This is a genomic window from Chenggangzhangella methanolivorans, from assembly GCF_019797865.1.
Taxonomy (GTDB): domain Bacteria; phylum Pseudomonadota; class Alphaproteobacteria; order Rhizobiales; family Methylopilaceae; genus Methylopila; species Methylopila methanolivorans.
Genome location: NZ_CP081869.1, coordinates 3,603,472 through 3,626,671, shown reverse-complemented (window position 1 = coordinate 3,626,671; position 23,200 = coordinate 3,603,472). Strand labels below are relative to the sequence as shown.

Here is a 23,200-nt window from a genome sequence, read left to right as displayed (position 1 = left end):
GAGCCCGCCACCGGCGGGCGTCTCGAAGCACGCAGTCGGCCGATCCGACGCGCTGTTTCCGAAGACGTTGCTGCTGGCGGCGTCTCACGATGACCGACCCGGTCCTGCGCCTCGAAGGGATCACCAAGCGCTTTGGCGCGCTTCTCGCCAATGACGGGATCTCGCTCGAGCTCGCCCGCGGCGAGGTGCTGGCCCTGCACGCTGAAAAGACCACGCGATGAACATCCTGTTCCCACTACGCGGCCGACGAGGGCAGCGTCTCGGTCTTCGGCAGGGAGCTGCCGCCCGGCCATCCGCGCGCCGCGATCGAGGCCGGCGTCGGCATGGTGCACCAGCATTTCGCGCTCGCGCCCAACCTCACCGTCATCGAGAACGTGGTGGCGGGAACCGAGCCGCTCTGGGGTTGGCGCTCCCGCCGCTCTGCGGCGCGAAAAAAGCTCGCCGAACTTTCAAGTCGCTTCGGCCTCGCGGTCGATCCGGACCGGCTGGTCTCCGAGCTGTCGGTCGGCGAGCGCCAGCGGGTCGAGATCCTCAAACCCCTCTATCGCGACGCAAAAATCCTGATCCTCGACGAGCCGACCGCGGTGCTGACGCCGGCGGAGTCCGAGAGCCTGTTCGCTGCGCTGAAAACCATGGCGGCCGAGGGGCTGTCGCTGATCTTCATCTCCCACAAGCTGCATGAGGTGATGCGCAGCGCGGACCGCGTCGCGGTGCTGCGCGGCGGCCGAAAGATCGCCGAGCGCCGGACCTCCGAGACGAGCGTCGACGAACTCGCCGAGCTGATGGTCGGCCGCCGCGTCAGCCGCCCGACGCGGACCGCGCAGGAGCCGGGCGCGCCAATGCTCGCCGGCCGCGACCTCGGTTTCGCGAAGGGCGGGCGGACGCTCGTCGAGGCTGCGAGCTTTGAGCTCCGCGCCGGCGAGGTGCTCGGGATCATCGGCGTGTCGGGCAACGGCCAGTCGTCGCTGGTCGAGATGGTCTGCGGCTGCGAGGCGCCCGCCTCGGGCGAGATCGCGTATTTCGGCGAGACGCAAGCGACCGCCTCGCCCCGCGGGCTCGTGGCCTCGGGCGTCGGCCGCGTGCCGGAGGACCGCCACGCGCAAGGCGCGGTGGGCGAGCTCACCCTCTGGGAGAACGCCGTGCTGGAGCGGTTGAAGGAGCCGCGCTTTCGCCGCCTCGGTTTCGTGCGGCGCGCGGAGGCCCGCGGTTTTGCGACGGACGTCATCACGCGGTTCGACGTGCGCGGCGGCGGGCCCGAGACCCCCACCCGTCTGCTCTCGGGCGGCAACATGCAGAAGATGATTCTGGGCCGGAACCTCGCCTCGGACCCAAGAATCCTGATCGCCGCGCAGCCGACGCGCGGGCTCGACGAGGGCGCGGTCGCGGGCGTGCACGCCGAGATTCTCAAAGCCCGCGCCTCCGGCATGGGCGTGCTGCTGGTCTCCGAAGACCTCGACGAGGTGCTGGGCCTCGCCGACCGCGTGCAGGCCATGGTCAAAGGCCGCCTGTCGCCGCCGGTCCCGGTCGAACAGCTCGACGCCCGCCGGCTCGGGCGCATGATGGCCGGCGTCTGGGACGAGGCGGCGTGATGCGTCTCGAACGGCGCGCGAGCGTTCCCCCGATCCTCTATGTGGCCGCCCCGCTCGCCGCGGTCATGGTCGCGCTCGCGATCTCAGGCGCGCTGATCGCGCTCGCGGGCGCGTCCGTGCCGGAGGCTTATCGGCGCATGGCGATCGGCGCCTTCGGCTCCCGCCTCGCCATCACCGAGACGCTGACGCGGGCCACCCCCCTCATCCTCACGGGGCTTGCGGCCGCGGTGGCGTTCCGCGCCCGGCTCTGGAACATCGGCGCGGAGGGGCAGTTCTACATCGCGGCGCTCGCCACCGCCGCGCTCGGCGGCGCGGCCTCGGCCGGCGGGCTGCTGCCCGGGCCGCTGCTGATCCCGTTCCTCATGATCTGCGGCGCGGCCGTCGGCGCCATGCTCCTCCTCGCGCCGCTGGCCTTGCGCCTGCGCTTCGGCGTCGACGAGGTGGTGGTGACGCTGCTGCTGAACTTTGTCGTGCTGCTCTTCGTCTCGATGATGATCGACGGGCCATTGCGCGACCGCATGGCCTTCGGCTGGCCGCAATCGGTGCGCGTCTCGCCCGAGGCGGCGCTGCCGAAGCTCTGGCAGGGCACGCGGCTCCATGTCGGCCTTCTGGTCGCGGTCGCGATGAGCGTCGTGGTCTGGATCATCCAGTCACGCACGGCCTTCGGGCTCGAGGCCAAGGCCGCGGGCTTCAACCCGCGCGCCGCCGCCTTCGCCGGGGTGCCGATCCCGAAGGTGCTGGTCGGCGTCGCGTGCCTCTCGGGCGGCCTTGCGGGCCTCGCCGGCGCGATCGAGGTGATGGGGGTGAAGGGCTATGTCACCACCGACCTCTCGCCCGGCTTCGGCTATGCCGGGATCGTGGTCGCGATGCTGGCGGCGCTCAATCCGATCGGGGTCGTGGCCGCCTCTCTCTTCGTCGCCGCCACCTTCGTCGGCGTCGACGGCATGAGCCGGGCGCTGAAGGTCCCGAGCTTCATCGCGGACGTGACCGTCGCGCTGTCGCTGCTCTGCGTCCTCGTCGCCCTGACGCTCGTCACCTACCGGATCCGGCGATGAGCGAGACCCTCGACATCCTCGCGAGCGCGAGCCTCTGGGCGGCGGTCCTGCGGATCGCGACGCCGCTGCTGTTCGGCGTGCTGGGCGCGCTCTTGTGCGAGCGCTCCGGCGTCCTGAACCTCGGCATCGAGGGGATCATGACCTTCGGCGCGATGATCGCGTGGCTGACCGTCTTCAAGACCGGCGACCTGTGGTTCGGCCTCGCGGCGGCGCTCGCCTGCGGGGCGCTGTTCGGGCTGCTGCATGGGGGGCTCACCGTCGTGCTCGGGCTGTCGCAGCATGTCGCGGGGCTCGGCGTCACGCTGCTCGGATCGAGCCTCAGCTACTATCTCTACCGCCTCGCGATCCCGGTCTCGGGCAGCCCGCCCACCATCACGCCGTTCCAGCCGCTCAAGATCCCGCTGCTCTCGGACATCCCTCTGCTCGGCGAGGCGCTGTTCTCGCAGACCGCGCCCACCTATCTCGCGATCCTCCTCACGCTCGCCGTCGCCTATGCGCTGGCGAAGACGCCGCTTGGCCTCGCCATCCGGCTCGTGGGCGAGAACCCGCATGCGGCCGAAGCGCAGGGGCTCGACCCCATCCGCCTGCGCATCGGCGTGGTGGCGTTCGGCAGCGCGCTGATGGCGCTCGGCGGGGCGTTTCTCACGACCGCGGCCTTCAACAGCTTCTTCCCCACGATGGTCCAGGGCCGCGGCTGGGTGTGCATCGCGCTCGTGGTGTTCGCCTCGTGGATGCCCCTGCGGGCGCTCGGAGGCGCGCTGCTGTTCGCCTTCTTCGACGCCTTCCAGCTCCGCCTCCAGCACGTCACGGGCAAGGCCGCGCCCTATCAGCTCTTCCTGATGATCCCCTACCTGATGTCGATCGCGGCTCTCGTCGTCTTCGCCCGGCGCGCGAAGGTGCCCCAGGCGCTGATGCAGCCCTATCGCCGCGGCGAGCGATGAGGCGCCGGCCGCGGCGTTTCGCAGCCCGGCCCATGGACGTCGCGAAGCTGCGCTCGATATGCCCTCCAAAACACAACGATGGAGGGCGGACGGTTGAGCTGTTTCTGGAACGCGCGCAGCGGCGCGGCGGCGGCGAGCATGGCGCTTACGATCGGACTTGCGTTCAGCGCGCCGGCGAGCGCCACCGACGTCATCCCTCTGCCCGAGAGCCACGCCTTCCCCGAAAACGTCGCGGCGACGGCTGAAGGCGTGCTCTACGTCTCGAGCTTCCGCGACGGCGGGGTGCTGAAGATCGCGCCCGGCTCGACGCCGGTCCCGTTCTTCAAGCCGGGCGAACACGGGACGCGCTCGACCTTCGGGCTGCTGATCGACGAGAAGACCAGAACGCTCTGGGTCGCCTCCAACGACATCTCGGCGATCGGCGTCAAGGGACCGGGCGACGTCGAGGGCGCCTGGGTGAAGGGCTTCGATCTCGACGGCGGCGCGCCGAAATTCAGCGCGAAACCGGCGGACGCCGCAGTCGCGAACGACTTCGCGCTCGGCGACGACGGGACCCTCTACGTCACCAACACCCGCGGACCGCAGATCTTCCGGCTCGCGCCGGACGCCAAGGCCTTCGAGGTCTTCGTCGAGGACGAGCGGCTCAAGGGCGGCCTCGACGGGATCGCGTTCGACGAGTCCGGCGCGCTCTACGTCAACACCTACATGTCGGGCGAGCTGTTCCGCATCGACATGAAGGCCGGAAAGCCCGGCGCGATCACCAAGCTCAAGACGTCGCGCCGCTGAAGCATCCCGACGGCATGCGGGCGATCCCGGGCGGCTTCCTGATGGTCGAGGGCGGCGGCGCGCTCGACCGCGTCACCGTTTCGGGCGACGAAGCCAAGATCGAGACCTTGAAGGACTTCGCCGGCCCGACCGGCGTCGCGGTGGTCGGCGACAAGGTCTGGGTGAGCGAAGGCCAGCTCGCCTGGCTCAGCGACAAGGACAAGAAGGGCAAGCCGCTGCCGAGCTTCCAGCTCCGCGCGACGGCGCTGCCCAAGGACTGAGACGGCGAGCCGGCGAGGGTCCGCTCAATAAACCGTGGGGCGCGGTTGCCCCAGGGCGACCCTGGCCCATGTCGTGGCCAACGCCAAATTGCCGTGGATTTGCATGATGTTGATGACACGACGCGCCGCCGTCGGCGGACTGGTTTCGCTGGTCGCCCTCCCCGCTTTCGCGCAAGGCTCGCCCGGCGCCGGCACCGCTCCTGAACGCGCGCCTCTTCACCGGCTCCGCCATGAGCGCGCCCTCGAGCCTGCTCATCAAGGATGGCCGCATCAGCGCGATCTCGGCCGGGGCCGGCCCGGCGGACCTTCCGCAGGGCGTGCGGCGCGTCGACATGGCGGGACGCTTCCTCGTCCCGGGGCTCAACAGCGCGCATGTGCATGTCGGCCATGTGGTCGGGATCGAGTCCGGCATCCGATTCTATACCCGAGACCGCGTCGAGGAGCAGCTCGCGCTCTACGCCGCCTTCGGCGTGACGCAGGTGTCGGCGCTCGGCATGTCGCCGCCGCTGTTCCACGAGATCAGGCGCGAGAGCCAGGCGGGGCGGCTCAAGGGCGCGACGCTCTATGGCGCGGGCCCGGGCGTCGGCGTCACGGACGGCGCGCCGCCCGCGAAGGTCATGAACCTCAGCGACGAACAGGTCGCGCGGCCGCGCACCGCCGCCGAGGCGAGCGACGTCGTCGACCAGCTCGCCGAAGCCGGCGTCGACCAGATCAAGCTCTGGATCGAGGACATGAACGGGCAGCTGCCGGTGATGTCGCCCGAGATCGCCAAGGCGACGGCGGACGCCGCGCATCGCCGAAACCTGCCGGCGGTCGCGCATGTGCACGACGTCTCCCACGCCCGGCTCGCCATCAATTCGGGCGTCGACGTCCTCGGCCATGGCGTGCGCGACGAGGAGATCGACGACGCCATGCTCGCGGCGATGAAGCAGGGCGGCGTGCGCTACATCCCGACCATCCAGATCGACGAGGCCGAATACATCTACGTCGACCGGCCGGAGCTCGCCGACGACCCGTTCTTCAAGGCCGCGGCGCCGGAGGCCTTCCGCAAGAGGATGGCGGACGCCGCCTGGCGCGAGACGCAGGCCAAGAAGGGCGAGAAGAACCGCCCCTCGGTCGAGATGAACAAGCGCAACCTCGCGAAGCTCCACGCCGCCGGGATCACGATCGGAATGGGCACGGATTCGGGCGCGACGCCGATGCGCATTCCGGGCTTCGCCGAGCACCGGGAGCTCGCGCTGATGGTCGAGGCGGGGCTGACGCCGGCCGACGCGCTGCGCATCGCCAGCGAAGGCTCGGCGGCGGTCTACGGCCAGAAGGACCGCGGCGTCCTGAAGGTCGACGCGGCCGCCGACCTCGTGGCGCTGGACGCCGACCCCGTGGCCGACATCGCCAACATGCGCCGGATCGTGTCGGTGTGGCGGGCCGGCGAGCAAATCGCCGGAGCGCCCGCCTGATCAGGCGGGATCGGCCTCGGTCCGCACCCGCGACTTGGTCGGATCGTAATGCGGGAAGGCCACGACCGTCGCCTTGATGCGCTTCTGCTGGCCGTCGAGCTTGCCGATCTCGACGTGCTCGCCGAGGTTGGCGTAGGTCACGTCGAGGCGCGCGAGCGCGATCGACTTGCCGAGGATCGGCGAGCGCGTCGCGCTCGTCACGACGCCGATCTGCGCGCGGCCGACATGGACGCAGTCGCCATGGCCGATCGCGTCGTTGGAGGCGATCTCCAGCCCCACGAGCTTCTTCGACGGCGTCTCGCGCCGGCGCGCCAGCGCCTCGGAGCCGACGTAAGCGTCGGCCTTCTCCTTCGGCACCGCGAAGCCGATGCCGGCCTCGAACGGGTCGGTCTGGTCGCAGAATTCGTAGCCCGCGAAGGCGAGCCCCGCCTCGATCCGCACCATGTCAAGCGCGAGAAGCCCGAGCGGCTTGATGCCGTGCGGCTCGCCGGCCGCCATGATCGCGTCCCACACCTCGACCGCGCGGGAGGGATGGCAGAACACCTCGTAGCCGAGCTCGCCGGTGTAGCCGGTGCGCGAGACCACGACGGGCACGCCTGCGAGCCGCCCGACCGTGAAGCGGAACCACTTCAGCTCCGAGACGGTCGGCTCGGCGGGCGGCGTCACCGTGATGGCGTGGAGGATCTCGCGCGAGCGGGGGCCCTGCACGCCGACATTGTGGAGCTGGTCGGTCGCGGTCTTCACCCAGACCTTGAGATTGTGCTTGGCGGCGAGCTCGCGCAGATGCACGCCGCAGTAATCCTCGCCGCAGATCCAGCGGAAATTGTCCTGGCCGATGCGGAACACCGTTCCGTCGTCGATCATGCCGCCGTGCTCGTAGCACATGGCGGTGTAGACCACCTGGTTGATGGCGAGCTTCTTCATGTTGCGCGTGACGGCGAGCTGCATCAGCGCCTCGGCGTCAGGGCCGATCACCTCGAATTTTCTCAGCGGCGAAAGATCCATGATCGCGGCGCGCTCGCGGCAGGCCCAGTATTCCTCGATCGGGCCGTTGTCCGAGTAGCAGTCGGCGAGCCAGAAGCCGCGATATTCGGAGAACTTTCGGGTCAGCGCAGACGTGCGCGGGTGGAAGCCGGTCTCGCGCGTGAGACGGGGCGCGGCGTCGGGGGTCATGCGGTGAGCTATCCCTCGGGAGAAGGTTTCTGACGCGTCATAGACGCGGACGTGGATGTCGGTCGGGGCCCAGCCGTTCGCGGGGTCGATGTCGTCGGTGCAGGACGAGGACGCGCAGACAAGGTCGGTGAGCGCGCGCAGCAGCACGTAGTCGCCGGGCCGCGACCATGGTTCGTCCATGCTGATCGAGTCGTCGGCGTTGACGGTGGTGTTGTAGAAGAAATTGATCGCGGGCCAGCCGGCCTTCGGCGCGATCCCGTAGGGCTTCAGCGCGCGGTTGAAATTGTCCGTGCAGTTGTCGTGGCCCGGATAGCCCATGTCCTCGTAGTATTTCGAGTTGCAGGCCAGCAGGAACGCGTCGTGGCGGCCGACCGTGTCGCGCACGATCTCGACGAGCGGGGTCAGCCGCGCGTCGAAATACTTCGAGTGAAGGCCCGGCGCGGGATTGGCCGTGGCCATCAGCGTGCGGGTGACCGTCGGGTCGATGCCGGTCTCGTCGCCGCGCTCGAGCGCCGCGGCGTCGAAAGCGAGGAAGTCGGAGCACTGGCGGCCGTCGACGTCGATGATCTGGATGTAGTCGCCGGCCTTCACGCGATAGGCGGACGCCGTCGCGGCGTCGATGCGAAGGTCGAGTTTCGGCTCGGCGAGCGGCGCCGGGGCGACGCCCTTGGCGGGCGCGGCGGACTCGATCTCGACCAGGAGCTCGGTCGGCGGGGTCTGTTCGTCCGGAGCCATCTGCGCGCCGGCCGGAACCAGCGCGCAGACGGCCGCCGAGGCGGCCTCGAGGGCGATCGAAGCGCCGGGCTCGGCGTCGTCGGAGAACAGGCGGAAACCCTTGAGCTTCGAGACGTCCGTCCCGCGCGCCGCGAGCGCGGCTCTGGCTGCGGCGGCTTCAGCCTCATCGGCCGGCGTCAGCCCTTCGGCCTCGATCTCGCCGGAGACGAGCAGGAGGCCCGGCTGGCGGCCTTCCGGATCGACGATCCGGACCCGGTCGCCGGCCGCGAGGTCGAACAGCAGGGGCTCGGTCCCGCGCGCCACCAGCGTGTCGGTGCGCAGCGGCGAGGTCGCGTCTGAACGGGCGTCCATGATCTTGGTCCTCGATGGATCATCGTCATCCCGGACCAGCGGCGAAGCCGCGCCGATCCGGGGTCGTCTTCAGGATGGGGCGCCCCTTCCGGAACGCGATCCCGGATCGACGGCTTGCAGCCCTCGTCCGGGATGACGCCCCTTGAGGCTACTCCGCCGCCTGGCTCGCGGGCTGGTTCAGGAACGCCTCGAGGCTGTCGTCGAGCGCATCCATCCACGGCGTGTGGTGCACCGGCGCGACGGTGCCGGTGAGCGTGGAAGGGTAGGAGCGGTTGCGGTAGGTGAGGATGCCCTCGGCCTTGTGGTGTTCCCACTCCTTGAACAGCCGCGCGCACATGTCGACGTCGAGACGCGGATAGTCGGTGGGCTCCAGCAGGTCGCGGACATAGTCCGTCTGGTAGTCGATCATCTGGTCGGCGTTTTCGAGCGCCTCTTCACGCGACATCCAGCTCTGCCAGTCGGCGCGCATCTCTTCGGGAGACGGAAGCGCGATGCGGCCGAGCACGACGTCGCGGGCGTACCAGGCCTGCGCGTCGAACATGTTGAAGGTGTAGAACTGGTCCTGCGCGCCGATGTAGAGCAGCTTCGGATTGCCCTCGTAGAAGATGCCCTTGTAGAGGTTCGGCGGGAACAGCCGGTTGCGGGTCTTCAGGCGCAGCTCGTCGTCCAGGAACGGGTAATAGTTCAGGTAGCCGGTGCAGAAGATGATGGCGTCGACGCCGTCGACATGGGTGCCGTCCTTGAAATAGCAGGTGTTGCCGACGACCTTGGTCAGCAGCGGCTTCTCCTCGAAACCTTCCGGCCAATCGAAGCCCATCGGCCGCGTGCGGTAGCTGAAGGTGACGCGCTTCGCCCCGTATTTGTGGCACTGGGTGCCGATATCCTCGGCCGAATAGCTCGAACCGATCATCAGCACGTGCTTGCCCGCGAACTCGTCCGCGACGCGGAAGTCATGGGCGTGCATGACGCGGCCCAGGAACTTATCGACGCCCTCGAAATACGGGATGTTCGGCGTCGAGAAGTGGCCGTTGGCCACCACGACGTAGTCGAACTCTTCCGAGAACACCCGGTCGCCGACCAGATCCTTCACCGTGACGGTGAACTTCTCCGTCTCGGCGTCGAAGGTCACGCCTTTCACGGCGTGGCTGAACTTGCAGTATTTGCGCACGCCGGACTTCTCGACGCGGCCGGCGATGTAGTCGTGCAGCACCGCGCGCGGCGGATAGCTCGGGATCGGCCGGCCAAAGTGCTCCTCGAAGCCGTAATCGGCGAATTCGAGGCACTCCTTCGGGCCGTTCGACCAGAGATAGCGGTACATGCTCCCATGGACCGGCTCGCCGAACTCGTCGAGACCAGTGCGCCATGTGTAGTTCCACAGACCGCCCCAGTTCGACTGCTTCTCGTAGCAGACGAGCTCGGGAACCTCGGCGCCCTTCTGCTTGGCGGACTCGAAGGCGCGGAGCGCGGCGAGGCCGCTCGGGCCGGCGCCGATGACGGCGATACGCTGGGTCATGACATCCTCCTTGAACTGAACGGCGAGCGTCAGGCGCGCTCTTCGAGCGGGTGCGTGCGCAGGCGGTGCGGGTCGTAGAACGGCGTCCGCACGACATGGGCGGAGAACTCGCCCTTCTCGGACTTCACCGTAAACGCGGTTCCGATCGCCGTCAGGTCCGGCGTCACCTGCGCAAGCGCGATCGACTTCATCAGATAGCGGCTGTAGGTGGTCGAGTTGACCGTTCCCACGTCCTTGCCGTCCTTCAAGAGCTTCGCGCCGGGCTCGATCGCCTCATGGGCGTCGATCTCGACGCCGACATTGGCGAAGCGGATGTCGCTTTTGCGCTTCTCGAGCGCCGCCTTGCCGTTGAAGTCAGACTTGGACAGGTCGACGGTCCAGTCGGCGCCGACCTCCCAGGGGGTCTCGTCGCCATGAGGCATGTCGAAGGGGAAGAACAGCAGCGCGCCCTCGACGCGGACGATGTCGAGGCAGTCCCACGACGCCGCGCAGATGCCGGCGCTCTTCCCGGCCTCCATGATCTTCTCCCAGATGACCGGCGCGTCGGCCGCCGAGCAGAAGACTTCGTAGCCGCGCTCGGCCGAATAGCCGCCGCGCGCGATCAGCACTTGCTTGCCGAACAGCACGTTGGGCGAATGCTCGAAATACTTGAGGCCGGTGATGTCCTTCTCGGCGTGCGGCTTCAGGATGTCGAGCGCGAGCGGGCCCTGCAGCGAGAGGATGTGGACGTCGTCGTCCTTGGCCCAGGTCGAGGACGAGCCGGCGAAGAAGCCGTCGATGACGTCCTCAAGCGCGCCGCCGCCGTGGGAGAGACGGAACTCGGTCGGCCCGTCGCAATAGACCAGCACGTCGTCGATCAGGTTTCCGTTCTCGTTGACGATGTTGGAGATCGCCGACTGGCCGGCCTTCAGCTTGGCCATGTCGGAGGTCAGCATCTTGTTGAGCACGGCGACGACGTCGGCGCCCGAAACGTTGATCATGCGAAGCCCCGAGACGTCGAACAGGCCCGCCTTCGTGCGGACGGTCGCGGTCTCCTCATAGGGGCAGGTCGAGTAATGCTGCGGGATCGGCATCCCGTTCCAGTCGCTGTCGAGCTTTGAGCCGAGATCCAGGTGGATCTTCTCGAGCGCGTTCTTGCGGGGAAAGTCGGCGGGTCCCATCGAAATGTCCGTTCTTGTCTGACGTTTATTGTTGCATCAGCGGAAGTGCGTCCTTCGAGACGGCCCTTCGGGCCTCCTCGAGGCATGAGGACCGGGGAGGACGCCAAGCTCCGACCTCCCTCATGCTGAGGAGCTTTGGCGTCAGCCAAAGCGTCTCGAAGCACGCAGTCCGGTCGGAGCGAGGCGCCTCCTTCAGTCCGGATAAAAGCCCGGCGAGGTCGGCGCGCCGTCGTCGTGCTTGGCCAGCCAGTCGACCACGGTCTGGCGGTAGCGGGTCGTGCCCTTGTAGTCGGCGATCTGGTCCGGCAGGTCGCGCAGCACGCGGTGGAAGCGGCGCGCCCATTTGGGGATCGTCACCAGCTCTTCCATCTTGATCAGGTAGCAGCGGATCGAGAACACGATCGCGTTCGAGCGCGGCAGCCGCCACAGCGCCTGCAGCTCGACGCGCAGATGCACCTTGTCGCCGACGTTCTCGGGCGTCACCGTCGTCCGGTCTACGCCCCACTTGTGGTAGTTCTCCGGCGACGTATCGAGCCGCGGATTGATGGTCATCGTCCAGTTGAGGCGGCGCACCGGCCGGCCCTGCTGAAGGTTCAGCAGGAACTTCAGCGCCCGGTCGAACACCCCGATGTCATGGGCGATCGGCACCGGCGCGTGCCATTCCATGAAGTTCATGCCGAGGTCGAAGTCGAGCGACCAGTCGGCCTGGGACGTGATGATGCCCGCGTCCATCCAGAGATTGTCGTTTCTCTGGTCGATCAGGTTGAAGTCGCCCTGGCACTGGCGGGTGACGTATTCCATCGGCGGATAGGGCAGCGTGGCCGTGTCGCCGAAGGTGAACTGCTGGTCGATGCCGAGCGGCCGGTTGATCCAATGCCAGCGGTCGCCGTCCTTGGTCAGGGTGAAGTGCTCGGGATAGTGCTTCGACATCGACTCCATCAGGAGCTCGAGCAGGTCCCATTCGGCCGTGATCATGTGCGGCAGCGACTGGCAACGCAGCGGGTCCTGCTTCAGCACCAGCGACCGGTCGGCCATCTCGGCGACGTAGTGCTCGTCGATGTCGATCGGGAATTCGGTCGCCGACTTGATCGGCCCCGGCATGTGCTGCTCGATGTTGACCGCGTACATGTAATGATCCTTGTCGAACGGGAACGGAAAGCGACGGATCGCCTCCGGCGAGTTCGAGAAGGTGAAGTCGTCTCGGAAGGTTTCGGTCTTGAACTGGATCGTCATCGGGCGGCTCCGTTCGAGTATTGGATCAGCCCGACTGCGTGCTTCGAGACGGCCCTTCGGGCCTCCTCAGCATGAGGGGCGTGGGAGAATGCCAAAGCGCGAACCGACCTCATGCTGAGGAGCCCGGCGGGAGCCGGGCGTCTCGAAGCACGCGCTCGGCTCGTGCAGGCCGCGCTCACAGGTCGAGCACCAGTTCGCGGCCTTTCAGGCGCGACATGCAGATCATGATCTTCCGGCCCGAGGCCTTTTCCTCGTCCGTGAGGTAGTGGTCCTTGTGGTCGAGCTCGCCGTCGGCTCCGAGCACCACGGTCTCGCACTGGCCGCAGGCGCCGCCGCGGCAGAGATACGGGGCGTCGACGCCCGCCTCCTCGATCGCTTCGAGCAGGCTCTGGTCGGAGCGGACCTGCGCGGTGATGCCGGCTTTCGCGAGCGTGACCGAGAACGGCTCGCCGCCCGCCGGCGACAGGAAGCGCTCGGCGTGGAGGTTCTCGTCGGGCCAGCCGGCGTCGCGGCCGCCTTTCAGGATCGCGTCGATCATGCCCTCGGGCCCGCACACATTGAGATGCGTGCCGAGCGGCTGGTGGGCGAGGATTTTCGCCACCTCGATGATCTCGCTGCAGTCGTCGCGGTAGAGCCGGAGCTTGTCGCCATGGGCGTTCCCGAGCTCCTCGACGAAGGCCCCGTGGGCGGCCGAGCGCATGGCGTAGTGGATCTCGTAGGGAGGCTCTGCTTCTTGAGCTCCGCCGCCATTGCGTGGATCGGCGTGATCCCGATGCCGCCCGCCACCAGAATGTGCTTGCGGCCCGTCCGCACGATCGGGAACAGGTTCACCGGCATCGCGATGGTGAGCTCGGTTCCGACCTCGACCTTTTCGTGCATAAACCTAGAGCCGCCGCGGGAGTCCTGCGTCCGCAGCACGCCGATCCGGTAGCTCGAGCCGTCCTCGGCGCGGTCGATCAGCGAATAGGGGTTTTTGATCCGGCGGCCGTCGTCCGACATCGTCACGATGACATGGGCACCGGCCGAATAGGTCGGCAGCGGCTCGCCGGAAACGGAGACGAAGCGGAAGCGCTTCACCGTGTCGGTCGCCTGCTCGATCTCGGCAACCCGGACCTTCAGTTCGACGCCGCCGCTCACAGGTAGAGCTCCTCTTTCGCCGGAAGAGCGCCGGGCTCCTCGCAATCCACGACGACGCCCTGGAAGGCCGCGAGCCGTCGCGAATAGTGGTCGCGCACGAACAGGTTCAGCCCGCAATGCGAGCAGACGAAGGGCGTCGCGGTCACGTCTTCGGTGACGCCCTTGCAGTGGACGCACTGGACGCGCCGGGCGAGCGAGCCGCGATGCTCGGTATAGATCGACTGATGGTCGACGCCGTGCTCGAGGCCGGACGCGATCACCTTGCCGAGAAAGCCCTCGACGCCGGCCGCGTAGAGACGCGTGCCCATGACGGCGTTGGCGAGAAAACTGTTGAGCCGCACCATGGCGGTCTCCTGGGTGGGCGCCACATGCAGCGTCCCGACCCCGAGGCCCGCGAGCGCGTCCTCGTGGCCCTGCCCCGCGGAGCCGCCGGGCGTGTAGATCAGCGTCGTGGCGGCGAGCGCGGCGGGCTCGCCCTTGAAGGTCCCGATCACCGCGAGGGCGCCCTCGCCTTCCGCCGCGACGAGGTGGCGGCGCGCCCTCTCGTCAAGCTTCAGTCCGGGATAGATCGGTCGGCTTTTGATGGCGGACACGAAGTCTCTCTGCTCAGCTATTTCGAGGCGTGGCGAAAAGAGGCCCCGGCGCGTCGCCGCGCCGGGGCCGGGACGCGATGCGTCAGAGCTGGAAGACCCAGTTGGCGATGAGCACCGTGGCGACGCCCGCCAGCAGCGTGAGGTAAGGCAGGATCCCGGCCTTGCGCTGGCTGATCGCGTTCTGCTCGCCGACGCCGAGGTCCTCGAGCATCTTGGCCGGGAACTTGCCCTTGTCCTGCACGTAGTGGCGGAACAGGAACACCGGGATGATGAGCGCGGCCGTGATCAGGCCCGCCCACAGCGCCATCGGATTCCAAACCTTCGCCCCCGCGCCCATGAACACGGCGTTGACGAAAGCGAAGATCGTGCCGATCGCGATGATGACCGTCGGGGCCTTGTAGGGGCGGTCGATGTGGCCGTTGTCGATCCGGTGGATCCAGCCCGAGTTCAGGTTCAGGAAGTTGAAGATGATGTAGCCGCAGTTCGACACCGCCAGGATGAAGAAGAACGAGGTGGCGTCGGCGCAGGCGATCGCGAGCAGGACCAAGTTGACCGCGAGGTCGGTCCACATGGCGTTGGTGGGCGCGCCGTTGTGGTTCACGAAGGAGAGGTACTTCGGCAGCCAGCCGTCGACCGAGCCCTGGTAGAGCGTGCGCGAGGAGCCGGCCATCGCGGTCATCAGGCACAGGATCAGCGCGAGGATCATGAGCATGACCAGCGCGTTCTCGATGATCGGACCGCCGCCGACCATGTGAGCGAGCGCGGCGGCGACGCCCGAGCCGTCAACGATCGGGGTCTCGAGCATGCCCGTCAGGCCGAGCTGGCTCTGGAACGTGAAGGGCACGATCACGAAGAAGCCGATGCAGAGGAGGCCCGAGAAGAAGATGGCCTTGAACGTGTCCTTGCGCGGATCCTTGAACTCGCTCGTGTAGCAGACCGCGGTCTCGAAGCCGTAGGTCGACCAGGCGGCGATGAACATGCCGCCGAGCACCAGCGTCCAGCCGGCGATGTTCCAGGAGCCGGGCTCAGGCTTGTAGGCCTCGGCGAGCGGCACGAAGGGCGTGAAGTTCGCCCAGTTCACCCCGTTCTGCAGCAGCGGCGCGATGCCGACGATCGCGAGCGGGATGATGACCAGGAGGCCGATGAACTTCTGGGTGTTGGCGGTGTCGAGAATGCCGCGATGCTGGATCCAGAAGGTCATCAGCATCAGCGCCGCGCCGATGAAGAAGGCGGCGTTGAACGAGAACGACACCGGCCCGAGCGAGCCCGTGAACAGCGTCCAGGTCCGCAGCGCCGAGGCCGCGTCGGGCGAGATCGCGGTGAGGATGTAGCCGGCGGCGATCGAGGTGCCGAGCGAGAGCACCGGCGACCAGGCGAACCAGTTGCACCACACCGAAAGCGGCGCGACGGGCTTGGCGTAGCGCACCCACGCGGCCGCGCCGTAGATCGAGGCGCCGCCCGACTTGTTCGGGAAGAGGCCCGCGATCTCGGCGTAGATGAAGGACTGCAGGAAGCCCATGAACATCGACGCGGCCCAGATCGCGAACGCGACCGTGCCGGTCGTGCCGGCGATGCCGCCGATCGAGAACAGGACCAGCGGCGGCACCCCGCTCGCCACCCAGAACGCGCCTGTCCAGTTGATGCTGCGTGAGAGTTGGCGCTCCTCGCCTCCCGCCACGCTGATGTCGCCGGCCGCAATTGTCATGTTGTTACCCCGTTGCAGTCACGATGCATGGCGCTTCCGCGAGCTTTCGCATGCGCCCAGGCGCAGCGTTCAAGGCATAGAGCCCCGAACGCCGCAGCCGTTTCCGGCGCGCCGCAAGAGTTCGCCGCCGCGTCGGCATGATGTCCGTCGCGGCTCGAAAGCATTGGTCTGACGTCGTAGTCCGTAAGCATCGACGACACGCCCGTCCGTGGCCGGATCGACTGCGTCTTCGCGATCTTGCCGCGATGATGCAGCAATTATCGCCCATGTCAAAAGTTTTTCTTCTGAATAAAAAATAGGCTGAAGCGCCGATATTTGCGGCAGCAAGTGCAGCGCATGCGAAGCCCTCCCATGGCGTCGCCGAACGCAAGCTTTCAGCATGCGACGGCGATGCGTTGCTTGAGACGCAAGGGATGGAGATCTTCGGCGCAGGGAAGCGCAGCGCTCCGAAATTTTTCGGAGACGCGGATGGCCTGCGTTAGCTTAGGCGTTCCCTTGAGTCTTTCTTATTTTGAAGTGAGCATCCCCGCGCTTTGCTGATGACGCAATGGTGACGAATGGCACCATTGGGCACGCCTATCGATCGCGGGGCGCTCGCGAATCCGGTCTGGAACGGCTCTCAAACTTGCGCGGGACGGCGTGATCGCGGCTTTGTTCGACGCGCGAGAACGCTTAGGTTCCCTTGCATGATCTCGACCGAAGCGCGGTCCGCGCTGCCCCGCATCGACGCGCCGGACTGGTTCGCGCATGCGGGCGAGGTCATCCAGTCGATCGGCACCAAGTTTTTCCACCGGGAGCTCATCGCGCTGCTGGAGGCGAGCATCCCGAGCGACGCCGTCTGGATCATCCGCTATTCGGGCGAGGCGCCGCCGGACGTCGTCTACACCCACAACGTCAGCAGCCACGCGATGGACGTCTACATGAACGAATGCGGCGGCGTGGACCCGTTCTCCCGCCGCTGGAAGGCGACGCGCGAGCCCGGCGTCTTCACGCTCGAGACCCTGCGCGACGAGAGCGTCGAGTACCTGCTCTACACTAGGCTGTTCCTGCCGGCGGCGCAGGTCGAGGACGAGCTCGGCGTGATCTTTCCCGCCACCGCGCACAATTGCTTCGCGTTCTTTCTCGAGCGCGTCTCCGGTCATTTCACGCGCGCCGAGGTCGCGCGGGCGCAGCTGATGTATCCGGCGCTCGAAAGCTTCTACCGCGCGCATCTCGGCTGGATGTTCAACGAACTGCGCTACGACGACGGCGCGGACGTGACCGCGATGATCGACCGTCCGACGCTGATCGAGGACCGCTCCGCCGAGCCGGTCTGGTCGAACGCCGCCTGGAACGAGCGTTTCGCCGCCCATCCGGCGCTCGCCGCGCAGCTCGGCGCGCTGCGGGGCGGACCGCTTCCCCAAGTCGAGCTCGACGACGCCGTCCTGAAGGCGGAGGCGCTCGGAGCCGATTTCCCGCTCGCGCCGGGCGGCCGCATGTATGTGATAGAGCCGCGGCCGCGCGGCGCGACCGACGACGCGGTGCTGTCGAACGTCCTGCAGATCTTCACGCCGCGCGAGCGCGACATCCTCGATCTCGTGATGAAGGGGCGGAACTCCGCCGAGATCGCGGAGACGCTCGGCCTCGGGGTCGGCTCGGTGAAGAACTGCAAGATGCGGATCTACCGCAAGGCCGACGTCACGACCGAAGCCGCGCTGGTCACGAAATTGATGGCGCTCTATGAGGCTCACCCGTGAGCACGGCGGTTGGTCTGCCGCAAATTTGGGCAGAGCCCATGACGCGTCAGTCGGATGAAGCCGAGAATTTTTCGCCGGACGCCGTGGCCGGGCCCATCCGGCTCGGCCAGGCGGAATGGTTTCGCCGGGTCGGCGAGGTCGCGTCGTCGATCGGGACGGACCGGTTCCACCAGCTTCTGGTCGAGCTGTTCGGCGCCACCATCCCGCACAGCGCCAGCTGGATCATCCGCTATTCACGCGGCGCGCCGCCGGACGTCATCTACACCGCCAACGTTCCGGCGGACGTCGTCGACTTCTATGTCGCCAACTGCTCGGCGCTCGATCCGTTCTCGGCGCACTGGAAACGGTACGAGGAGCCGGGCGTGCGCTCGCTTGCAAGCTTCGGCGCGCGCGGCGGGCCGATCGATCCGCAGCCCTACAGCCGCCTGTTCAAGGCGGCGGCCAAGATCACGGACGAACTCGGGATCTTCTTCTCGACCGTCGGACACTCCTCGCTCGGCATGTTCCTGGAGCGCGAGAAGGGCCGCTTCACCGAGGCCGAGATCGAGCGGAGCCGTCTCGTGTTTCCCATGCTCGACGGCTTCCACAAGACGCATGTCGGCCGGATCTTCGACAGGCTGCGCTACGCCGGCGACGTCACCGACAGCGAGCTGATCACGCGCCCGACTCTGGTGCAGGACCGGATGGGGCTCGAGATCTTCGCGACCCCGTCCTGGCGCGAAGCGACGGCGGCCGACGCCTCGATCGCCGAAGCCGTGGCCGCGGCGACGGACGCGCGCTCCATCGATCTCGCCGGCCACACGCTCAAGGTCGAGCGCTTCGACGACTACTTTCCGCTCGCGCCCGCGGGCCGGATGTTCGTTCTCACGCCGCGCGCCAAAGCCGCCGACCGGGCGGAGCCGGATCCTGGCCTGACGGCGCGCGAAAAGGCGGTCTTCGATCTTGTGATGGCCGGCGTCACCACCGGCGCCATCGCCCAGACGCTCGAAATTAGCAAGGGCGCGGTGAAGAACGTCAAGCTGCGGATCTATCGCAAGGCCGGCGTCGCCTCCGAGCGCGCGCTCGTCCAGAAATTCGCCCGCGCCAGAACCGCCGAGTGACCTCGCGCCAGGGCTCCGTCCGCCTCCGGCGGACCTGAAGCCGCGGAGTCGGCCGGTCCCTGCGGTCGTTCTTGGAACCGCGCTCGAGATGCGCTTGGATCTGCGGGGTGACAGACGGGGCGACGAAGCCGGGGTGCGGGCGTGGCGAAGGGCGGCATCATCCGAAGCGCAGGTCCGGTCGCGCTCGCACTCCTCGCAGTCGCGACGGCCGGAACGCCCGCCCGCGCCGCGTCCGACATCGCGCTATGCGCCGACGAGCGCGTGAAGCAGGAGATGCTGCCGCTCAAGGAGCTTGCGGCGGCGGAGGCCGCCTGCGGGCGCGCGCTTGGCGCCGCCGCCGATCCGGCCGACCGGCAGAAGGCGGCGTTCTTCCGCGGCCTGATGCGCTTCCTGCAGGTCGTCCAGAAGGGCGCGGAGCTGAAGCCGAAGCGCGACGGCGCGTTCGCCGGCTACGCGCCGCCGACGCTCGAGCAGGTGAGCCCGGCCCTCAAGGACGTCGAAAGCGCGCTCGCGATCGAGGGCCCTCTCAAGGACGAGGCGCTCGCGCTCCGGATCACCATCAACCAGACGATCGGCCGCCCCGCGGAGGCCCAGGCCGACATCGAGCAGGCGACGCGCTCCGACGCGCAAGGGGCGACGCCCTTCGTCCAGCGCGCGCTGGAGCGCGAGCGCGCCGGCGACCTCCGCGCCGCGCTCGTCGACCTCGACCATGCGCTCGGGATCGAGCCGACGGCGCCGACGGCGCTGCTCGCGCGCGGCCAGTTGCTGCGCCGGCTCGGCAGGCTTGGCCCCGCCCGCGCGGACCTCGAGGCCGCCGCCGCCGCGGGCCGGCCCTATCGCCTTGTCGCGCTGATGGCGAAATCGGGCGCGGAACTGCGGGCCGGCGATCTCCGGGCGGCCTATGAGAGCCTTCTCGGCGCGGCGCGCGCGACCGATGGCCTGCCGAAGTCCGAAGCCGCCTCGATCGGTGCCGACCTGCTGATCCGCGCCGGCGACTTCGCCCTCGACAAGCTCAAGGAGCCGGAGGCCGCGCGAAAACACTATCGCGAGGCGCAGAAGCTCGTCCCGAGGAACTGGAACGCGGCGATCGGCCTCGCGCGCTACGAGGAAAGCCGCGGCAAGCGCGCCGAGGCGATCGCGATCTGCAGGCGCATCCTCGCGGAGACGCGCGCGACGCCGAATCTTCCCGAACGGCTGCTCGCCTCGCTTCTCCTGAAGCGCCTGACCACGCCCCTCCAGAAAAGCGGGTCCGGGCCGTTCAAGAGCAGCTTCGAGACCGCCGGCGTCGCCGACGGCGCGGGCTCGCCGGACGGCCTCAAGCGCGTCGCCTTCATCATCGGCGAGAGCGACTACGCCGAGCTCGCGAGCCTTCCGAACGCCCGGCGCGACGCCGCCGTGATGGCGAGCGCCCTCGCCGAGATGGGGTTCGACCGGGTCGAGATCGCCGAGAACCTCGACAGCGCGGCGCTGCGCGGCGTTCCAGCGGCGATCGAGGAGGGCGTCGGCGACGCCGACGTCGTGCTCGTCTTCTACGCCGGGCACGGCGTCGAGACCGGCGGCGCCAACTATCTGATCCCCGTCAACGCCGTTCCCGAGACCGACGCGGATCTCAGGACCCGCGCGCTCGCGCTCGCCGACCTCACGGCCGCGGCCGGCAAGGCCCGGCGCGGGTCGCTCGTGATCGTGGACGCCTGCCGCGACGATCCGTTCGTGGAGGCGCGCGCGGTGGCGCAGTCGCGCGGGATCGGCGGCTCGGCCGTCGCAGATCCGGCGCCGGAGCGGATCCGCGCAGGCCTGGCCGCGACGCCCGTGACGCCTGCGAACGGCGTCGTGCTGCACTCGACGCAGCCCGGACAGGTCGCGCTCGACGGCGACGGGCTCGAGAGCCCGTTCGTGCGTGCCCTGCTCGAGACGCTCGGGACGCCGGGCCAGCCGTTCGAGGCGGTGGTCACCGGCGCCGCGGCGCGCGTCTCGGAGCGCACCGAAGGCCGGCAGCTGCCGGCTTCATACGGGGTCTCGCCCGCCGTCGCGCTGCTGCCGCCGGCCGCGAAATAGCGTCACTTCGGCGGATCGACCGTCAGCGTCACCTGCGCGCGCCCCACCCGCCCCTGCAGATCCGTCGCCTCGATCTCGATCACATGGGCGCCCGGCGGGACGACGACCGCGGCGGCCTCGATGCCGTCGGCGGTGACGAAGGGCTTGAGCCGCGGGCTGAGGTCGACCGAGGGCGCGCGCTGGTAGGTGACGCGCACGCTCGCCGGATCGATCGGCACGCCGTTGCGGGGCTTGAACTTCACCGCGAAGCGGAACGGCTCGCCCTTCAGCCCGACCATCGCGGGCGCGATCCGGTCGATCCCCGGCCCCCGCGTCATGTTCCGCGGCTGGCCGCCCGAGGCCACGACCGGCGGCAACGCCGCCTCCTCGGCCGTGATCAGCCGGACGGGCTCGGCGCCGGAGGCGGGCGAAGCCGCAAACAGCAGCGCGGCGAGGGCGAGGCGGCCGCGGAGGGCGGGATCGGTCATTGGATGAGCCCCATGAAGCCGGCCGCGAGACCGGTGACGGCGGATATCACGGCGCTGACCATCAGGATCGTCAGCTCGATCGCCTTCAGCGTGTCGAGCGGCGTCTTTCCGTTTCCTGACAGCAGGCTGTCGCGCAGGCGCGGGATCGAGGTGAGCCCGCGCGCCCGCAGAGCCGCGCGCAGGACGCCGACGAGCAGGCCCGTCAGCATCGAGGCTCCGATGCTCAAGGCGTAGAACACGGTTTCGCGCCAGGCCACGACGCCCTGCGGCGCGATCGGGACGCCGTCGACCCAGGCGAGCGCCGCGTTCATCGTCGCGACGGAGGCGACCGCGAAGGATGCGGCGATCGCGACGTCGAACCACCTCAGGCGCGGCCGGACGCCGAAATAGACGACCCCGGCGGCGAACGGAATGATGATCGAGGCGAGCCGCAGATAGGCGAGCGGCAGATCGAGCCAGAACACCACGGCCGCATAGGCGGCCAGCAGCGCCGCGAACCCGACCGCGAGAGCCTCGTAGCGACGCCACGCGGCGGGCAGCGGCGGCGTTTCGTCCGTCGCCGCCTCGGCCGCTGGCGGCGGCGCGAGCGCGAGCGGCCGGGCGAGCGCGCCGTCTTCAAGCTTCGCAAGCCTCGCCTCGAGCGCCGACAGGCGCGTCAGCAGCGGCAGGACCGGAACGAGGTCGCGTCCGCAGCTCCGGCACGAGAGCGCGCCCTCCGCGAGCGGCCCGTGACAATAGGGACAGCCGGTCTGGTGTTGCACGGAGCTCTTGGGCCTGAGGCCGTTTCCCGCCGAGGCTGTATCAAAGCCATGGGTCGGCTCATCCGGCAACGTCCGTTTCGCGAGCCGCCCGCAGCCCGGCCTCAGCGCATGCGTCGCCAGGCGGTCGGCGTGCAGCCGGCGAGGTCGCGGAACACGCGCGTGAAATGCGCCTGGTCCGAAAAGCCGAGCGCGCTCGCGATGTCGCTCAAGGAGGCTTCGCCGAGCCCGACGAGGCGCTTGGCCTCGCGCACCCGCGCCTGAAGCTGCCAGCGGTGCGGCGGCATGCCGGTCGCGGCCTTGAAGGCGTGGCTGAAATAGGTCTCCGACAGCCCGGTCAGGTTGGCGAGTTCGGCGAGACGGATCGTGTCGGCGCAGCGCGCCTCGATGTAGTCGAGCGCGAGCCGCAACTGGCGGTCCGAGAGCGCGCTGCGCCTCGCTTCGGCCCCCACATGAGCGAAGGTCGCGGCCACCAGCGCTGCGAGCAGGCCGTCGCCGTAAAGCCCGGGCGCGCCGCCGGCCTCCCCGCAGGCGCGCTCGATCAGCCGCGCGAAGCGCTGCACGCGCGCGTCGAGGAACATCAGCCGGGGCCGCTCGACGCTCGTCGGATCCAAGCCGTCGATCGGACCGAGGCGGTCGATGTCGAAATGGACGTCGAGATGTCGGACTTCGGTCGCGCCGTCGGCCGTCATCGACAAGGCGACGCCGGGCGGCACGTAGGTGGCGCTGAGCCCGCGGGACGCCGCCCGGCCGACGCCCCCGCCGCCGTCGAACGCGATCTCGGCCCTCGGCTCCTCGATGACGACGAACAGGCGCGGGTCCCGGGACACGTATTCGCCCCGCGCGCCCTCCTCGAAGCGCGCCCGCCAGATCTCGATGAGGCCGATTTCGGAGGCGTGCGTCAGCGGCCCGCCGACGACCGAGATGCCCTGGCGCGCGGCGACCATCCTCGGCCGGAACGGCGTCATGCCGGCGCCCCATGCTGCGGCGCAAAGCGACGGGCGCTGGTGCGCCATGAGCACACCGGCGGATCCGAGTATTCAAAAGCCAAAAATGTGCAAGACGGAAGCATCGCCCCGAACTCTTAGTGGCCGCATCGGGGCGGTCAAGATTCAAGGCTTTAGATTAGATTATATCTATTCTAAAGAGCGATCGATCTTAGCAGCTCGTAAGACTTGAGATTGTCGGGATTAAAGTGATCTACGTATCGAAGAGGCGAGCCGCGCTGCTCGCGAGCGTTTGCGTTCGCGACGCTGGCCCACACTGGCTATGCTGCAGCGCAGCAGGCCGATGGGACCACCCAGCTCGACGCGATCGAAGTTCAGGGCCGCGGGGGCGGCAATCTGATCGCGTTCGACGGATCGGGCGTCGCCCCGGTGAACTACGTGCCGGCCGC

The 23,200-nt window shown here is 68.6% G+C and carries 17 protein-coding genes and 2 pseudogenes; 9 read left to right on the top strand and 10 right to left on the bottom strand.

Annotation, left to right across the window (positions count from 1 at the left end):
- Positions 1–89 precede the first annotated feature (89 nt).
- From K6K41_RS18955 to K6K41_RS18930, 6 genes and pseudogenes are all read left to right on the top strand, one after another.
- Positions 90–1,589, top strand: a pseudogene (locus tag K6K41_RS18955) (ABC transporter ATP-binding protein).
- Positions 1,589–2,644 (top strand): ABC transporter permease, encoded by a 1,056-nt coding sequence (locus K6K41_RS18950; RefSeq protein WP_261401792.1) that lies wholly within the window; start codon positions 1,589–1,591, stop codon positions 2,642–2,644. Before K6K41_RS18955 ends, K6K41_RS18950 begins: the two are co-directional and overlap by 1 nt.
- Positions 2,641–3,585, top strand: coding sequence for an ABC transporter permease (locus K6K41_RS18945; protein WP_261401791.1), 945 nt, complete (start codon positions 2,641–2,643; stop codon positions 3,583–3,585). Before K6K41_RS18950 ends, K6K41_RS18945 begins: the two co-directional genes overlap by 4 nt.
- Positions 3,586–3,723: 138 nt before the next feature.
- Positions 3,724–4,371 (top strand): NHL repeat-containing protein, encoded by a 648-nt coding sequence (locus K6K41_RS18940; protein ID WP_261401790.1) that lies wholly within the window; start codon positions 3,724–3,726, stop codon positions 4,369–4,371.
- A 14-nt stretch (positions 4,372–4,385) separates the two neighbouring features.
- Positions 4,386–4,631 (top strand): hypothetical protein, encoded by a 246-nt coding sequence (locus K6K41_RS18935; RefSeq protein WP_261401789.1) that lies wholly within the window; start codon positions 4,386–4,388, stop codon positions 4,629–4,631.
- 230 nt (positions 4,632–4,861) lie between these two features.
- Positions 4,862–6,088, top strand: coding sequence for an amidohydrolase family protein (locus tag K6K41_RS18930; RefSeq protein WP_261401788.1), 1,227 nt, complete (start codon positions 4,862–4,864; stop codon positions 6,086–6,088).
- Here K6K41_RS18930 and K6K41_RS18925 read toward each other — a convergent pair whose 3' ends face one another.
- The 7 genes and pseudogenes from K6K41_RS18925 to K6K41_RS18895 all read right to left on the bottom strand — a co-directional run bounded on the left by K6K41_RS18925 (position 6,089) and on the right by K6K41_RS18895 (position 15,688).
- Positions 6,089–8,347 (bottom strand): trimethylamine N-oxide demethylase, encoded by a 2,259-nt coding sequence (locus tag K6K41_RS18925; RefSeq protein WP_261401787.1) that lies wholly within the window; start codon positions 8,345–8,347, stop codon positions 6,089–6,091.
- A 148-nt stretch (positions 8,348–8,495) separates the two neighbouring features.
- On the bottom strand, positions 8,496–9,860 hold the full coding sequence (locus tag K6K41_RS18920; protein ID WP_261401786.1) for an NAD(P)-binding domain-containing protein: 1,365 nt from the start codon (positions 9,858–9,860) through the stop codon (positions 8,496–8,498).
- Positions 9,861–9,889: 29 nt separating this feature from the next.
- Complete coding sequence (locus K6K41_RS18915; RefSeq protein WP_261401785.1) at positions 9,890–11,020, bottom strand: aminomethyl transferase family protein; 1,131 nt, start codon at positions 11,018–11,020, stop codon at positions 9,890–9,892.
- Positions 11,021–11,212: 192 nt separating this feature from the next.
- Entirely contained in the window at positions 11,213–12,253 is a 1,041-nt protein-coding gene (locus K6K41_RS18910) for a heme-dependent oxidative N-demethylase family protein (protein ID WP_261401784.1), read from the bottom strand.
- A gap of 175 nt (positions 12,254–12,428) precedes the next feature.
- Positions 12,429–13,390 (bottom strand): annotated as a pseudogene (locus tag K6K41_RS18905) (PDR/VanB family oxidoreductase).
- Entirely contained in the window at positions 13,387–13,983 is a 597-nt protein-coding gene (locus tag K6K41_RS18900; protein WP_261401783.1) for a dimethylamine monooxygenase subunit DmmA family protein, read from the bottom strand. Before K6K41_RS18900 ends, K6K41_RS18905 begins: the two are co-directional and overlap by 4 nt.
- 82 nt (positions 13,984–14,065) lie before the next feature.
- On the bottom strand, positions 14,066–15,688 hold the full coding sequence (locus K6K41_RS18895) for a trimethylamine N-oxide permease (protein WP_261401782.1): 1,623 nt from the start codon (positions 15,686–15,688) through the stop codon (positions 14,066–14,068).
- Positions 15,689–16,374: 686 nt separating this feature from the next.
- Between K6K41_RS18895 and K6K41_RS18890 the strand changes: the two genes are divergently transcribed.
- From K6K41_RS18890 to K6K41_RS18880, 3 genes are all read left to right on the top strand, one after another.
- Positions 16,375–17,424, top strand: coding sequence for a helix-turn-helix transcriptional regulator (locus K6K41_RS18890; protein ID WP_261401781.1), 1,050 nt, complete (start codon positions 16,375–16,377; stop codon positions 17,422–17,424).
- A 38-nt stretch (positions 17,425–17,462) separates the two neighbouring features.
- Positions 17,463–18,524: a helix-turn-helix domain-containing protein gene (locus K6K41_RS18885; protein WP_261401780.1), complete on the top strand. Its 1,062-nt coding sequence runs from the start codon at positions 17,463–17,465 to the stop codon at positions 18,522–18,524.
- 141 nt (positions 18,525–18,665) lie between these two features.
- Positions 18,666–20,579: a caspase family protein gene (locus K6K41_RS18880; protein WP_261401779.1), complete on the top strand. Its 1,914-nt coding sequence runs from the start codon at positions 18,666–18,668 to the stop codon at positions 20,577–20,579.
- Between the two features lie 2 nt (positions 20,580–20,581).
- Here the strand turns inward: K6K41_RS18880 and K6K41_RS18875 are convergent, their stop codons facing one another.
- From K6K41_RS18875 to K6K41_RS18865, 3 genes are all read right to left on the bottom strand, one after another.
- On the bottom strand, positions 20,582–21,046 hold the full coding sequence (locus K6K41_RS18875; RefSeq protein WP_261401778.1) for a hypothetical protein: 465 nt from the start codon (positions 21,044–21,046) through the stop codon (positions 20,582–20,584).
- Positions 21,043–21,807, bottom strand: coding sequence for a Trm112 family protein (locus K6K41_RS18870; protein ID WP_261401777.1), 765 nt, complete (start codon positions 21,805–21,807; stop codon positions 21,043–21,045). The genes K6K41_RS18875 and K6K41_RS18870 overlap by 4 nt, the downstream gene beginning before the upstream one ends.
- 101 nt (positions 21,808–21,908) lie before the next feature.
- Complete coding sequence (locus K6K41_RS18865; RefSeq protein ID WP_261401776.1) at positions 21,909–22,820, bottom strand: helix-turn-helix domain-containing protein; 912 nt, start codon at positions 22,818–22,820, stop codon at positions 21,909–21,911.
- Positions 22,821–23,200: the final 380 nt, after the last annotated feature.